Origin of the sequence: Pseudomonas sp. J452 (genome assembly GCF_024666525.1) — a bacterium.
Lineage (GTDB): Bacteria > Pseudomonadota > Gammaproteobacteria > Pseudomonadales > Pseudomonadaceae > Aquipseudomonas.
Map to the genome: position 1 here is coordinate 2025599 of NZ_CP088294.1, position 12466 is coordinate 2038064.

Consider the following 12466-nt stretch of genomic DNA (forward strand, 5'->3'; position numbering starts at 1 on the left):
GCTTGGCTCCCTTATGAAACGCTCCAAAAGCAGCGCCCGCTGGCTGAACGAACATGTCAACGACCCCTACGTCAAACAGGCCCAGAAGGATGGCTTGCGCTCGCGCTCCAGCTACAAGCTGATCGAGCTGAACGAGAAGGACAAACTGATCCGCCCCGGCATGCTGCTCATGGACCTTGGCTCCGCGCCGGGCGGCTGGTCGCAGGTGGCCGGCAAGTTAGTGGGTGAGAAGGGGCGGGTTATCGCCACCGACATTCTGCCGATGGACCCGCTGGACAACGTCGACTTCATTCAGGGCGACTTTACCGAGGACGGCGTGTTCCAGCAGCTTCTCGCTAAGCTCGATGGCCGACAACCCGATCTGATCGTCTCCGACATCGCCCCCAACCTCAGCGGCGTCGCTGTTGCCGACCAGGCGTCTTCGATGTATCTGGTTGAGCTCACCCTCGATATGGTCCGCAAAGTGCTCAAGCCTGGTGGCAACTATGTGGTCAAGGTCTTTCAGGGCGAGGGATCCGACGAGTTTCTGCGGGACGTGCGCACCTCATTCGACAAGGTGGTCGTACGCAAGCCAGCAGCATCGCGGCCGCGCTCGAATGAGGTTTATCTGATGGCCAAGGGCTTCAAGGGATAAGGCGTCCGCTGCTGGCGATGGCGCTAAAGATCCCGTATTTACTGGGTTTCAGGCACAAAAAAGACGCCCTAGGACGTCTTTTTTTGTGCATTTGGTGGAGCCGGGGGGAGGAGAAATACGCCATTTCATGGATTATATATCCATATAAATCAGACACTTATATTTCTCTTGGTTTCCGGGTGCCGCCCTTTCTCTGTCGAAATTGCCGCCCTGACGCAGGGGATAGCTTGAGCATTATCGCTTTGGATTGGTTCAGATGCCATTAGAGCAAGCAGAAGCACGATGTGTACGCCGATGTCGAAAAGGTAGCCCGTACCTACGGATTTTTCGGTGGGGATTCGCTGCTCGATGGCACCGACTACAAGCGCTACTACAAGACCTCTCGCGGCTTCTCCGGCAAGAACGTCGAGCTATTCCTGGGCAACTTCGTCAGCTTGCTGGCAAGGGAGAAGGTGGGGGCAAAAAAGGCGTTTGACCGGCTGCAAACCTGGGAATGCTGGCCGGTGATCCGCGACCACTATGCCGCCAAGGATATGAGCGAGTTTGACCTGTACAAGCACATCAAAGCTCTGCTTGAAGAACGGCATGTTCGGTGGGGTAGGGCGGTATGAGTGTTAAGCGCCGTGATGATGGTCGGTGGTTAGCTGACGTCCAGCCCATCCGTGGCCAGCGCTTCCGCAAGCTCTTCGATACCAAAGCCGAAGCACTGCGCTATGAGACCTTCATTCTCGCCAACAAGGCCAAGGATGCTGGTTGGAATCCAAAGGCCTCAGACCGTCGCAAGCTCTCCGAACTGGTGACCCTCTGGTATGACCTGCACGGTCACATGCTCAAGGATGGTTTACGCCGAAAGGCTAAGCTCGATGCTCTGTGTGTTCGGCTGCGCAACCCGGTAGCTGCCAAGCTTGATGCTTCTGTCTATGCCCATGATCGGCGCCTTCGTTCTGAAACGGGTACCAGTCCGAAGACGCTTAACAATGAGCTGGGCTATCTGCGGGCTGTCTATAACGAGCTGCGTGGGCTGGGCCAGATCGACTATCAGAACCCGCTGGAGCTGGTGAAGCCATTCCGCATTGAAGAGCGCGAATTATCTTGGCTGACAGACGATCAAATTTCGATTCTGCTGGAAGCCATTCGGCAGCACTCTGATAACCCGCACGTCGAGCCGATCACGCTGCTTTGCTTAGCTACGGGCGCGCGATGGTCTGAGGCTGAGGGGTTAACCCCATCCAGGCTGCGCAATGGATCGGTAACGTACAGCAAAACCAAATCCAGCCGCGTTCGCACTGTTCCTATCGGGACGGCCTTAGAGAGTTTCATCAAGGATCATTGGAAGCGCTACGGGCCATTTACGGGGTCGATCAGCTCGTTTCGTCGTGCCCTGGCTCGGTCGGGCATTGAATTGCCCAAAGGGCAGGCCAGTCACGCGTTGCGCCATACCTTCGCCAGTCACTTCATGCAGAAGGGCGGAAACATCCTCACCCTGCAGAAGATTTTGGGTCACTCCAGCTTGGCTATGACTATGCGCTATGCGCACTTGGCGCCGGAGCATTTGGCCGAGGCTGTGAGGCTCAATCCCTTATCTGGCAGTGACTTTTCGTTTTCTCTTGTGGGTCGGTAAATAAAGTGGTAGCGGTGTTTACTTTGGTCTGAATTTGGGCTATATTTGGATCATCTCAGCAGCTATGCCGTTGAGAGATCTGCACGCCGGGGCTATGCCCATATTGGTGCTTTGCATACAGCAACTCAGAGGTACCAGACCATGAAGGTCGAAACGATTAGCTACTTAAAACGTCACGCGGCAAACCTCGACCTCACAGAGCCGATGGTTGTTACTCAGAATGGTGTGCCGGCCTACGTGGTTGAGTCCTACGCCGAACGTAAGCAACGAGATGAGGCAATCGCTCTCATCAAGCTTCTTGCAATTAGCAGTAGAGACAAGGCCCAAGGCCGCATTATCTCGGGTGAAACCCTTCTGCAACGTCTGAGCGAGGAGCCCTAACATATGGAGAAATAAATTGAATAAAGCGGAAGTCGGTTTTACGTCTACAGCAGAACACAGCATCAAGAAATTTCAGCTCAATCTCGCCCAGCGCCAGGGCTCGTCAGCTGCTCGGCAGTTCGTTCGAGAGCTGATTCAGTCGATTATTGATCGACTATCTCTTCACCCCCTTTCTTGCCCCGTCAGCCCGCAAGCCAGTCTGCTTGGTGTGCTTCAGTACCGTGAGTACAACAAGGATGGGTGTCGAATCCTCTACGAGTATTTTCCAGAAGAAAATCTCGTTGCCGTCGCGCTTGTGATGTCGCAGCAGCAGAGCGTCGAGCAAATGCTCGTTGACTACTGCCTGCTCTGGACTCCGTAAGCCCGCTCTAGATTCTTTGTGTTCTTGCCTTGGTGGTCTTATCCGGGGTGTCGGATGTGACACTTTGGGGGCACAAGCAGTCTCTAGAAAGCAAAAACCCCTGAAAATCTCTAGGATAATCAGGGGTTTATGCTGTTTCTGATTGGTGGAGCCGGGGGGGATTTGAACCCCCGTCCGCCAGTTCTCCACTTTCGGTACTACATGCTTAGCCGTGTCTATTGAGTTAATCCGTAGCCGCCCGACGGGCAGGGTGCTTTGGACGAGTTGTGTAAGTTTTAGCCACTTTGTCCACAACGTACTACGCGGCGATCCTGTTCTGCATGACAATCACTTCAGGTTTACAGGCATCCCCTAGTGATCGCTGGAGCCGAAGCTACCAGAAGGACTAGTCGCGCTGCTTACGCAGCGAGAGCGTAGCCCTCGTAGTTTTCGTCATTGGCAACTATAGAAAGTTGCAACAGTGGATTTACGACTTCTGTTACCAAGTCGGCATGCACCTAGAGCTTCGCTACCGGCGTCGAATCCTAATCGGCCCCAAAACTCTCCTACATGAGTAGGACGCGCAGTTTACGGTAAAGGTTCCCCAGCGTCGACCTGCGATCTGGCTTTAGAATGCTGGCCGGATTTCTGTGGCTGTCGGCTAGCTCTGGCGCTGCCATGTGCCATCATTCCCCTGTCCTGATTTTGGAGCGTCGGCATGCCGTCCGCACAGCACAAACCTCTGCGCCGCTGGATCTGGCAGGCCTTCCTGCAGAGTGCGTTGATTCCCCTGGTGTTGGTGGAGTCGGTGCTGATTGGTGTGTACCTGTACACCAACGAATCGATCCGTGATTCCCAGGTGGGCTATCTGCAGAGCAGTGCTCTGCAGGATCTGGCCAGTGCGGTGCAGCGCGAAGGGCAGGTGATCGACAGCCGCCTGCGGGCCATCGAGGCTCAGGTCAGCATTTTCCGTGATGCGGTAGGCGAGACCTTGCAGGACCGCCGCTATCAGCCGGATGAGCTGGAGCGTGCGCGCCATGTGCAGGCGCCCGATGGCGTATTCCACAGCCGCAGTGACGATGGTCGTGCGGCTTCCTTCTATGCCAACAGCACGCCGCCGGCGCGCCAGGACCGCGACAAGGCGTTGCGCCTGTCGCGTGTCGATCCGTTGATGCGTTCGATCAAGCAGGCGGACCCGCTGGTGGCCGCGGTGTATTTCAATGCGTGGGACAGCTACAACCGCATCTACCCGTATTTCGATGTGCTGCAGCAGTATCCCCATGACATGGTCATCCCGGAGTACAACTTCTATTACCTGGCCAATGCCGAGCACAACCCGCAGCGCAAGACGGCCTGGACCGATGTCTACCTCGATCCGGCCGGCCTGGGCTGGATGATGTCGGCGGTGGCGCCGGTCTATCGCGGTGATTTTCTCGAAGGTGTGGTCGGTCTGGACGTGACGGTCGGTCAGATGCTGGCCGAGATCGGCAGCCTGCAGGTGCCCTGGCAGGGCTATGCCCTGCTGGTTAGCCGCGACAACGGCATCATGGCGCTCCCGGCCGCCGGCGAGCACGATTTCGGCCTGCGCGAGCTGACCCAGTATTCCTATGCTGAAGCGGTCAAGCGTGAGGTGCTCAAACCGGCTGACTTCAAGCTGGATCGCCAGGCGGGGCTAAAGCCGTTGCTCGCTGCCATGGCCACGGCTACCCATGGGGTGGAAGAGGTGCAGCTGGGCGGCCGTAACCAGCTGATGGCCTGGAGCGAGATTCCGCAGACCGGCTGGCGCCTGCTGCTGGTGGTGGATGAGGCAAACATCTTCCGCGAGACCAACCGCCTGGCCGAGCAATACCTGCAGATCGGTTATCTGCTGATCGCCGGCCTGGTGTTCTTCTATCTGCTGTTCGGTAGCTGGATGTGGCTGCGTTCGCGGCATCTGAGTAACGAGTTGGCCGAACCCATCGCCGGGATTGTCGGGATGATGCGCAGCCTGGCGGTGGGTGAGCGCAAGCCGGCGGCACCGGAGACGGCGATTCTGGAAATGGCCGAGATGGCCGAGGAAGTGCAGCATGCCGGCCAGCAATTGCAGGCCAGTGAGGCGCAGCGCGTGCATGTGCAGCGCACCCTCGAGCTGGTGCTGGAAAGCACCACGGAAAGCCTCTGGGAAGTGGAGGCGGCGAGCCTCAGCATCTGTGTCAGCGAGCGCTTCGTCAAACGCTTCGGGCTGCGCGAGAGCTGCCTGCCGTTTGCCGAGTTCAACCAGCGCGTACACCCGGATGACCTGCAGCGTATTCGTCATCTGCGGCTGAGCCTGGCTGACGCTGTCGAGGACTTCTTCGAGGCGGAATATCGCTATGCCGATGCCATGGGCAACTATGTCTGGCTGCTCAGCCGCGGCAAGGTCATCGAGCGCGACGAGCAAGGCAGTGCCGTGCGCGCGGCCGGTACGCATGTCGATATCACCGGCCTCAAGCTGGTGCAGGAGGAATTGCGCCATGCCAGCCTGGAGGCGCAAGCCGCCAGCCAGGCCAAGAGCCGCTTCCTGTCCAGCATGAGCCACGAGCTGCGCACGCCGCTGAATGCCATCCATGGTTTCGCCCAGCTGATCGAGCTGGAAGCCCAGGAGCGGCCCGAGGCTCGTCAGGAGCTGGAGTACGCCCGTGAGATCGTCCTGGCCAGCCGCCATCTGACGTCGCTGGTCGACGATATTCTCGATCTCTCCAGCATCGAAAGTCGTCGCCAGCATCTGCAGCTCAAGCCGGTGGAGGTCAGCGCGCTGCTCACCAGTTGCGCCGAACTGGTCCAGCCGGAAGTGCAGCAGCGCGGCCAGCAGCTACGGGTGACGCCCGGCATCGTCGGTGAGCTGTATGTACTGGCGGATGTGCGCCGGGTGCGCCAGGTGCTGCTCAACCTGCTGTCCAACGCGCTCAAGTACAACAGCCCGCAGGGCCTGGTCTGCCTGGGGTATGAGCTGCGCCCGGCGGGTGTGCGCTTGTGGGTCGAGGACAGCGGCCCGGGGCTCAGCGAGCCGCAGCAGGCGCAGCTGTTCCAGCCATTCCAACGCCTCGGCCGGGAGAGTTCGAATATTCCGGGCACCGGTATCGGCCTGGTGTTGTGCAAGGAACTGGCGGCGCTGATGGATGGCGAGATCGGTTTCAGCAGCGAGCCGGGCGCCGGTAGCCGCTTCTGGATCGACTTGCCGAGTGCGGCCTGCCCACAGGATTTGCTGAGCCATGCCGGCCAGGCCGGTGCTGGCGAAGTCGCGCTGCCGTTGGCCCGGGTGCTTTGTGTCGAGGACCATCCCGCATGCCTGCGGGTGCTGCAGGAAGGCTTGCGCGATATGGCCGAGGTGCAGGGCGTTGGCTCGCTGCGGCGCGCGCAACTGCTGTTGGCCGAGCAGGTTCCCGCGCTGGTGCTGCTGGATCTCGATCTACCCGACGGCAATGGCCTGGAGCTGCTGGAGTGGATGCGCAACCAGCCGCGCCTGGTCGATGTGCCGGTGCTGGTGGTCAGCGCGGCCGTCGACGAGGTGCAGAAGGCCGAAGCGCGTCGGCAGGGGGCACAGGCCTGCCTGCTGAAACCGGTGGATCTGCAGCAGTTGCGGCAGATGGCGCTGTCGTTGCTAGGTGAAGTGGTCTAGCAGACTGTTGATGAATTACCTGCGTTGCCGCGGTGTTGTCGAAATCTGCTAGTTACTCGCTGGCCTGCAACAGGCTCATGGCCTCTTCCAGTACCTTGACCGATTCGGCGTGGTCGCCGGCCTTGTGCAGGGCTTCGCCCTCGGCGCGCAGGCGCTGCACTTCGGCCAGCACTTCGGTATCGGCCGGTGGATCGCTTTGCAGCAGCTTATCGATCTTGGCCATCTCGGCCGGGCAGTGCATGGCCATCAGCGGGGTGCAGAGCAGGGCAGTAGCGAGAAACAGGGCTGTGCGGCGCATGACAGGGCTCCTCCAGTGGGCGGTGTCAGCAGTATAGGAGTCTTGCGGCGATCTGCTGTGCTGGCGATTGCCGAGGCCAGCCATAACGCGGTGCTGCTGCACACCATTCGCGGCCTGTTCGACCTGCTCAAGCGCAACGTGGTGACCAATATCGGCGGCATGTACGCCCAGCGCGAGGACGCCCGCAGCATGCTGATCAATCAGCACCGGGCGCTGTTCGAGGCAATCATTGAGAGGGCAGGCGGAAGAGGCGCGAAGCCTGTCCATCCGGCATATCGATTATGTGCAGGAAGTGCTGGCAGATGTGCAGCTGGAAGCGCAGCGTCGGGCGCGGGCGCAGCGGCGGTGGCGGTCAAACCGTAGGGTGCGCTGTGCGCACCAAGGCCCCATGTGGGCTTTCAGGTGCGCGCGGCGCACCCTGTGGACGGCTTCTTAGTCGTCCTTGCCCTTGGTGCGCATGGCGCGTTGCACTTCGCGGTCGGCGTCGCGTTCTTTCTCGGTATGACGCTTGTCGAAGTCCTTCTTGCCCTTGGCCAGGGCGATCTCGCACTTGATCAGGTGCGCCTTCCAGTAGATCGACAGGGCCACGCAGGTGTAGCCCTTCTGCTGTACCGAGCCGAACAGCTTGTCCAGCTCGCGCTTGTTTAGCAGCAGCTTGCGCGTGCGTGTCGGGTCGGCGATGACGTGGGTGCTGGCGGCCTTCAATGGGGTGATGTGGCAACCCATCAGCCAGGCTTCGTCATCCTTGAGCAGCACGTAACTATCGACCAATTGCGCCTTGCCGGCGCGCAGGCTCTTCACTTCCCAGCCGGACAGAACCAGGCCGGCCTCGAACTTGTGTTCGACGAAATAGTCATGCAGCGCTTTTTTATTCTGCGCGATGGTCCCCGTAGGGTGTTTCTTTTGCTTAGCCATAGGCGCGGCATTATAGGGAGTCGGCGCGGTGCTGGCGACAGCCTGTGCTTGAGGGGGCAGGGTGAATTCCGCACAATGCGCGCTTTCCGGCGGTTGGCCAGGCATTTTGTCGTGACCTGCCGCGATGCAGTACTCGAAGTGAGAGTCGATGAGCACGCGAATCCAACGCTCGGCGCTGCTGCCTTACCCGGCGCAGGCGCTTTACGATCTGGTCAACGATGTGGCCAGTTATCCGCAGTTTCTGCCCTGGTGCTCGGCCTCCGAAGTGCTGCTCGCCAGCGACAGCGTGATGCGGGCGAGCCTGACGGTGGCCAAGGGTTCGCTGAGTCAGCGCTTCATGACCCGCAACAATCTGGTGCCGGGCAAATCCATCGAAATGCAGCTGGAAGAAGGACCGTTTACCCAGTTGCAGGGCGTGTGGGAGTTCAAGTCCCTGGGCGACAAGGCCTGCAAGATCAGCCTGGACATGACCTTCGATTACGCCGGGCCGCTGGTGCGGGCTACGCTTGGGCCATTGTTCAATCAGGCGGCCAATACCCTGGTCGATGCCTTCTGCCAGCGAGCCAAGCAACTCTATGGATAAGCCGAATATCTTCGTCGAGGTGGTGTATGCCCTGGCGGACAAGCAGAAACTTCTGCGCCTGAGCGTGCCGGCCGGCACTACGGTGCGTGAGGTGGCATTGCGTTCGGGCCTGGATGCGCACTTTGCCGATCTGGATCTGGCTACCAGCCCGCTGGGCATCTTTGGCAAGGCCGTGGCCAAGCCGGAAGAGCGCTTGATCGAGGAGGGCGAGCGGGTGGAAATCTATCGTCCCCTGATCGCTGACCCGAAAGAAGTGCGCAAGCAGCGTGCGGCCAAGGCGGCGCAGGCCAAGGCGGCCGAGCAAGGCGAATAGTTTCGCGCAGATATGAAAAAGCCCGGTCAGACCGGGCTTTTTTGTGCCTGCAGATTACTGCGGCGTGGCTTCCAGCGGCTCCGGGATCGGCACCGGTACGGGTTCGGCGGCATCCACTTCGCGCTGGATCTGTTCCAGCAGCGAGCCTGGCTTGGCCGGCTCTTCGCTCTGGGTTTGTGGCGTGGCGGTGGTGGTCGGCGCGCCATCTTCACCGAGGATCGCCTGGTCACGGCTGACACCTGGCATGAAGTCACCGGCCAGGCCGATCAGTTGGTCATCGCTGCCGAACATCAGGCTGACACGCTCCTGATAACGCTGACGGCCACCCGGCTGGATGCTGTACAGATAATCCCAGCGACTGGCGTGGAAAGTGTCGGTGATCAGCGGGTTGCCCATGATAAACCGCACTTGACGACGGGTCATTCCGGGCTTCAACTGGTCTATCATGTCCTGCGTTACGACATTGCCCTGCTGGATGTCGATTTTATAAACCCCGGGAAATGAACAACCGGCGAGTGCGAGCAGACTCACGAGGGTGAGGCTGGACAGCAAGAGCTTGGTGTTTTGCATCGGTGGGTGACTTCCACTATCTTGGCTGGGCAAAGTAAACCCCGATCATACCCGCATAAACGGAAGCTGCGAAGCAGCAACCTAGAGAAAGCTGACCATGGTTGAAAATAGCGAACTGCGCAAAGCCGGCCTCAAAGTAACCCTGCCGCGCGTGAAGATCCTGCAAATGCTCGACTCGGCCACTTCCGGCCAGCGTCACATGAGTGCGGAAGATGTCTACAAGGCTCTGATGGAGGCGGGCGAGGACGTCGGCCTAGCGACCGTGTACCGGGTGCTGACCCAGTTCGAGGCCGCGGGCTTGGTCGAGCGGCACAACTTCGACGGCGGTCATGCCGTGTTCGAGCTGGCCGATGGCGGTCATCACGACCACATGGTTTGCGTCGATAGCGGCGAGGTCATCGAGTTCTTCGATCCGGAGATCGAGAAGCTGCAGAAAGAGATCGTCAAGCAGCATGGCTTCGAGCTGGTCGACCACAACCTGGTGCTGTACGTACGCAAGAAGAAGTAAGTACGCCAGAGTCGACAAAAAGGCGCCCCGCGGGGCGCCTTTTTTCATGCGCGCGATATTCAGCTCTGTGCGCTGGTGACCATCTTGCGCGCGTGCTGCAGGGACTCTTCGGTCAGGTCGAGGCCGCCGAGCATGCGCGCCACTTCCTCGACCCGTTGGGCGGTATCCAGGGTCGCTACAGCGGTGCGGGTTTCTTCGCTGCCGCGCTGCTTGTGCACGAACAGGTGCTGGTGCCCCTGCGCCGCTACTTGCGGCAGGTGGGTGACGGTCAGTACCTGGCCGCGCTCGCCGAGGCGGCGCAGCAGCTGGCCGACCACTTCGGCAGTGGGGCCGCCGATGCCGACGTCGACTTCATCGAATACCAGGGTCGGTACGCGCGAGGTCTGTGCGGTGATCACCTGGATGGCCAGGCTGATACGCGACAGTTCACCGCCGGAGGCGACTTTGGCCAGAGACTTCAGCGGCTGACCGGGGTTGGCGCTGACCAGAAATTCGACCTGTTCCAGGCCATAAGGCTGCGGCTCTTCGGCGCTGCTGCCCTGCAGTTGAATGCTGAAGCGCCCGCCGGGCATGCCTAGGCTCTGCATCTCGATCTGCACGGCATCGGCCAGGCGCTTGGCGGCCTGCTGGCGCAGTTCGCTCAGCTCACTGGCCTTTTCCTGGTAATGACGGGCGTAGGCCGCCAGTTCTTCGGCCAGGCGTTCGCTGGCCTGGTCGTCGGCATTCAGGCCTTCCAGTTCTTCCAGCAGACGCTGCTGCAGCTCGCCGAGTTCGGTGGGCTGGATGCGGTGTTTGCGTGCCAGGGTGTAGATGGTGTCGAGGCGTTCTTCGAGGATCTGCTGGCGCTGGGGGTCGGCGTCGAAGTGGTCGATAAAGCGGTTCAGTTCGCCGACCGCTTCCTCGACCTGGATCTGCGCGCTGGCCAGCAGGTTGCTGGCTTCGCCAAGCGCGCCGGGCTGGCTGCTGAATGCGCCCAGGCGGTTGAGGCTGGCGGTCAGGGCTGACAGCACGTTGCCGGCATCGCTTTCGCTGCACAGGTCGAGCACCTGGCGGCAGGCGCCGAGCAGCTGTTCGGCGTTGCTCAGGGTCTTGTGTTCCTGTTCCAGCTGTTCTAGTTCGTTGTCGCCGAGGGTCAGGTTCTCCAGCTCTTCCAGCTGATAGCTGAGCAGTTGGTGGCGGGCGCGCTGCTCGTCGCTGGTCGAGGTCAGGCGCTGCAGCTCCTGGCGGGTCTGGCGCCAGCGCTGGGCGGCCAGCTGCACCTGGCGCGCCAGCTCCTGGCTGCCGGCATATTCGTCGAGCAGGCGGCGGTGGGTGTCCGGCTTGAGCAGCGACTGATGCTCGTGCTGGCTGTGGATGTCGATCAGCAGCTCGCCGAGGGCCTTGAGGTCACCCAGTGGGCAAGGTGCGCCATTGATATAGCCGCGCGAGCGGCCTTCGCTGGTGATCACCCGACGCAGGATGCACGGCCCGTCGTTATCCAGATCGCGTTCGCTGAGCCAGGTGCGCGCCTCGGGAATGTCGTCCAGATCGAAGCTGGCGAGGATGTCCGCCTTGTCTGCGCCGGGGCGCACTACGCCGCTGTCAGCACGATCGCCAAGGGCCAGGCCGAGGGCGTCGAGCATGATCGACTTGCCGGCGCCGGTCTCGCCGGTGATCACCGACATGCCGCGGGCCAGTTCCAGATCCAGGTGTTCGACGATGGCGTAGTTGTGTACGGACAGGTGCGCCAGCATGGAGATCGCTCCCAAAAGTTAACGGTCCAAAGCCTGCTGCGCGTCGGCCATGCGGCGTTGAAACTGGGCCCGGGCTGCTCATTTACCTTTCGTAAACTCCGCGCCCTCGCCCACTTTCGCCTTGCCTGACTCTAGCTCGCGAGGCTTTGAGCTTTTTGTGCTGTCTATTTATACAGTGTTTTGTTTTGTCCTGACAATAACCCTTGAAAGCCTGTGTTTGGGCCCCATATAGGCGGAAGAAACGCGGGCCATGACCCGCTGGCGTATTGATAGGAGGACCCAATGGCTGACGAACAGACTCTCGACCCACAGAATCCGCAGGACAATCCGGCACCCGAGGGGGCGTTTGGCGAGGATCTGATTGCCCGTGTGCAATCGCTCGAAGAGCAGCTGGCTGCTGCGCAGGATCAGTCTCTGCGTGTGGCTGCCGACCTGCAGAACGTGCGCCGCCGTGCCGAGCAGGATGTCGAGAAGGCGCACAAGTTCGCCCTGGAAAAGTTTGCCAACGACCTGCTGCCGGTGGTCGACAGCCTGGAGCGCGGCCTGGAGCTGTCCAGCCCCAGCGATGAGGCGATCAAGGCCGTGCGTGAAGGCATGGAGCTGACCCTCAAGCTGTTCCACGACACCCTCAAGCGTTACCAGCTGGAAGCGGTCGATCCGCACGGTGTGCCGTTCAACCCGGAGCACCACCAGGCAATGGCCATGGAAGAAAGCACCCATGTCGAGCCGAACTCCGTGCTCAAGGTGTTCCAGAAGGGCTACCTGCTCAATGGTCGCCCTGCTGCGCCCGGCCATGGTCGTGGTCAGCAAGGCGCCGAGCGCGCCGCTGCCGTCGATTGACGAGCAGGCTTGAAATCCGGGGCATAGGCCCCATCTATTAGTACAAGCGATTTAGTGCTGGCGCGGCCAAGCCAATCTATGGGCCGCGCAACC

12 protein-coding genes, 1 other RNA gene and 3 pseudogenes are annotated in these 12466 nt (G+C 60.5%); 11 read left to right on the plus strand and 5 right to left on the minus strand.

Features of this window, described 5'->3' with window-relative positions; all coding sequences use genetic code 11:
• Positions 1-13: 13 nt before the first annotated feature.
• The 5 genes and pseudogenes from rlmE (at position 14) to LRS11_RS09080 (ending at position 2997) form a co-directional block, all read left to right on the plus strand.
• Entirely contained in the window at positions 14-634 is a 621-nt protein-coding gene (gene rlmE / locus LRS11_RS09060) for a 23S rRNA (uridine(2552)-2'-O)-methyltransferase RlmE (protein WP_260496504.1), read from the plus strand.
• A gap of 335 nt (positions 635-969) precedes the next feature.
• Positions 970-1245, plus strand: a pseudogene (locus tag LRS11_RS09065) (hypothetical protein); the annotation flags it as partial.
• Positions 1242-2255, plus strand: a complete 1014-nt coding sequence (locus tag LRS11_RS09070) for a tyrosine-type recombinase/integrase (protein WP_260496505.1) — start codon at positions 1242-1244, stop codon at positions 2253-2255. The pseudogene LRS11_RS09065 and the gene LRS11_RS09070, both read left to right, overlap by 4 nt.
• Before the next feature lie 141 nt (positions 2256-2396).
• Complete coding sequence (locus tag LRS11_RS09075) at positions 2397-2636, plus strand: type II toxin-antitoxin system Phd/YefM family antitoxin (protein ID WP_260496506.1); 240 nt, start codon at positions 2397-2399, stop codon at positions 2634-2636.
• A 16-nt stretch (positions 2637-2652) separates the two neighbouring features.
• Positions 2653-2997 (plus strand): type II toxin-antitoxin system RelE/ParE family toxin, encoded by a 345-nt coding sequence (locus LRS11_RS09080; protein WP_260496507.1) that lies wholly within the window; start codon positions 2653-2655, stop codon positions 2995-2997.
• A 143-nt stretch (positions 2998-3140) separates the two neighbouring features.
• On the opposite strand, the gene ssrA is transcribed toward LRS11_RS09080, so the two are convergent.
• Positions 3141-3533: a transfer-messenger RNA gene (gene ssrA / locus LRS11_RS09085) on the minus strand.
• Between the two features lie 161 nt (positions 3534-3694).
• Between ssrA and LRS11_RS09090 the strand changes: the two genes are divergently transcribed.
• Positions 3695-6613 (plus strand): ATP-binding protein, encoded by a 2919-nt coding sequence (locus LRS11_RS09090; RefSeq protein ID WP_260496508.1) that lies wholly within the window; start codon positions 3695-3697, stop codon positions 6611-6613.
• Positions 6614-6665: 52 nt separating this feature from the next.
• Here the strand turns inward: LRS11_RS09090 and LRS11_RS09095 are convergent, their stop codons facing one another.
• Positions 6666-6911: a hypothetical protein gene (locus tag LRS11_RS09095; RefSeq protein WP_173209432.1), complete on the minus strand. Its 246-nt coding sequence runs from the start codon at positions 6909-6911 to the stop codon at positions 6666-6668.
• 51 nt (positions 6912-6962) lie between these two features.
• Between LRS11_RS09095 and LRS11_RS09100 the strand changes: the two are divergent.
• Positions 6963-7347 (plus strand): annotated as a pseudogene (locus tag LRS11_RS09100) (FCD domain-containing protein); the annotation flags it as partial.
• Here the strand turns inward: LRS11_RS09100 and smpB are convergent.
• Entirely contained in the window at positions 7344-7826 is a 483-nt protein-coding gene (smpB, locus tag LRS11_RS09105; RefSeq protein ID WP_260496509.1) for an SsrA-binding protein SmpB, read from the minus strand. The pseudogene LRS11_RS09100 and the gene smpB sit on opposite strands and share 4 nt — an antisense overlap.
• Positions 7827-7974: 148 nt before the next feature.
• On the opposite strand from smpB, the gene LRS11_RS09110 reads away from it, so the two are divergent.
• Together LRS11_RS09110 and LRS11_RS09115 are read left to right on the plus strand one after the other, a co-directional pair.
• Positions 7975-8409, plus strand: coding sequence for a type II toxin-antitoxin system RatA family toxin (locus LRS11_RS09110; protein ID WP_260496510.1), 435 nt, complete (start codon positions 7975-7977; stop codon positions 8407-8409).
• The gene (locus LRS11_RS09115; protein WP_173209425.1) at positions 8402-8722 is read left to right on the plus strand and encodes an RnfH family protein; all 321 of its coding nucleotides are present in this window, start codon (positions 8402-8404) and stop codon (positions 8720-8722) included. Before LRS11_RS09110 ends, LRS11_RS09115 begins: the two co-directional genes overlap by 8 nt.
• A 54-nt stretch (positions 8723-8776) precedes the next feature.
• Here LRS11_RS09115 and LRS11_RS09120 read toward each other — a convergent pair whose 3' ends face one another.
• Complete coding sequence (locus LRS11_RS09120; protein ID WP_260496511.1) at positions 8777-9292, minus strand: outer membrane protein assembly factor BamE; 516 nt, start codon at positions 9290-9292, stop codon at positions 8777-8779.
• 97 nt (positions 9293-9389) lie between these two features.
• On the opposite strand from LRS11_RS09120, the gene fur reads away from it, so the two are divergent.
• Positions 9390-9800 (plus strand): ferric iron uptake transcriptional regulator, encoded by a 411-nt coding sequence (gene fur, locus LRS11_RS09125; protein WP_173209422.1) that lies wholly within the window; start codon positions 9390-9392, stop codon positions 9798-9800.
• A 59-nt stretch (positions 9801-9859) separates the two neighbouring features.
• Here fur and recN read toward each other — a convergent pair whose 3' ends face one another.
• Complete coding sequence (gene recN / locus LRS11_RS09130) at positions 9860-11533, minus strand: DNA repair protein RecN (RefSeq protein WP_260496512.1); 1674 nt, start codon at positions 11531-11533, stop codon at positions 9860-9862.
• Positions 11534-11815: 282 nt separating this feature from the next.
• Here recN and grpE point away from each other — a divergent pair.
• Positions 11816-12386, plus strand: a pseudogene (gene grpE / locus LRS11_RS09135) (nucleotide exchange factor GrpE).
• The last annotated feature ends 80 nt before the right edge of the window (positions 12387-12466 follow it).

What these genes read in the sequence shown, in the direction of transcription:
- smpB (WP_260496509.1), bottom strand. Translation starts at nt 7,826, where the DNA reads ATGGCTAAGCAAAAGAAACACCCTACGGGGACCATCGCGCAGAATAAA.
- LRS11_RS09095 (WP_173209432.1), bottom strand. Translation starts at nt 6,911, where the DNA reads ATGCGCCGCACAGCCCTGTTTCTCGCTACTGCCCTGCTCTGCACCCCG.
- recN (WP_260496512.1), bottom strand. Translation starts at nt 11,533, where the DNA reads ATGCTGGCGCACCTGTCCGTACACAACTACGCCATCGTCGAACACCTG.
- rlmE (WP_260496504.1), top strand. Translation starts at nt 14, where the DNA reads ATGAAACGCTCCAAAAGCAGCGCCCGCTGGCTGAACGAACATGTCAAC.
- LRS11_RS09090 (WP_260496508.1), top strand. Translation starts at nt 3,695, where the DNA reads ATGCCGTCCGCACAGCACAAACCTCTGCGCCGCTGGATCTGGCAGGCC.
- LRS11_RS09115 (WP_173209425.1), top strand. Translation starts at nt 8,402, where the DNA reads ATGGATAAGCCGAATATCTTCGTCGAGGTGGTGTATGCCCTGGCGGAC.
- LRS11_RS09120 (WP_260496511.1), bottom strand. Translation starts at nt 9,292, where the DNA reads ATGCAAAACACCAAGCTCTTGCTGTCCAGCCTCACCCTCGTGAGTCTG.
- fur (WP_173209422.1), top strand. Translation starts at nt 9,390, where the DNA reads ATGGTTGAAAATAGCGAACTGCGCAAAGCCGGCCTCAAAGTAACCCTG.
- LRS11_RS09110 (WP_260496510.1), top strand. Translation starts at nt 7,975, where the DNA reads ATGAGCACGCGAATCCAACGCTCGGCGCTGCTGCCTTACCCGGCGCAG.
- LRS11_RS09075 (WP_260496506.1), top strand. Translation starts at nt 2,397, where the DNA reads ATGAAGGTCGAAACGATTAGCTACTTAAAACGTCACGCGGCAAACCTC.
- LRS11_RS09070 (WP_260496505.1), top strand. Translation starts at nt 1,242, where the DNA reads ATGAGTGTTAAGCGCCGTGATGATGGTCGGTGGTTAGCTGACGTCCAG.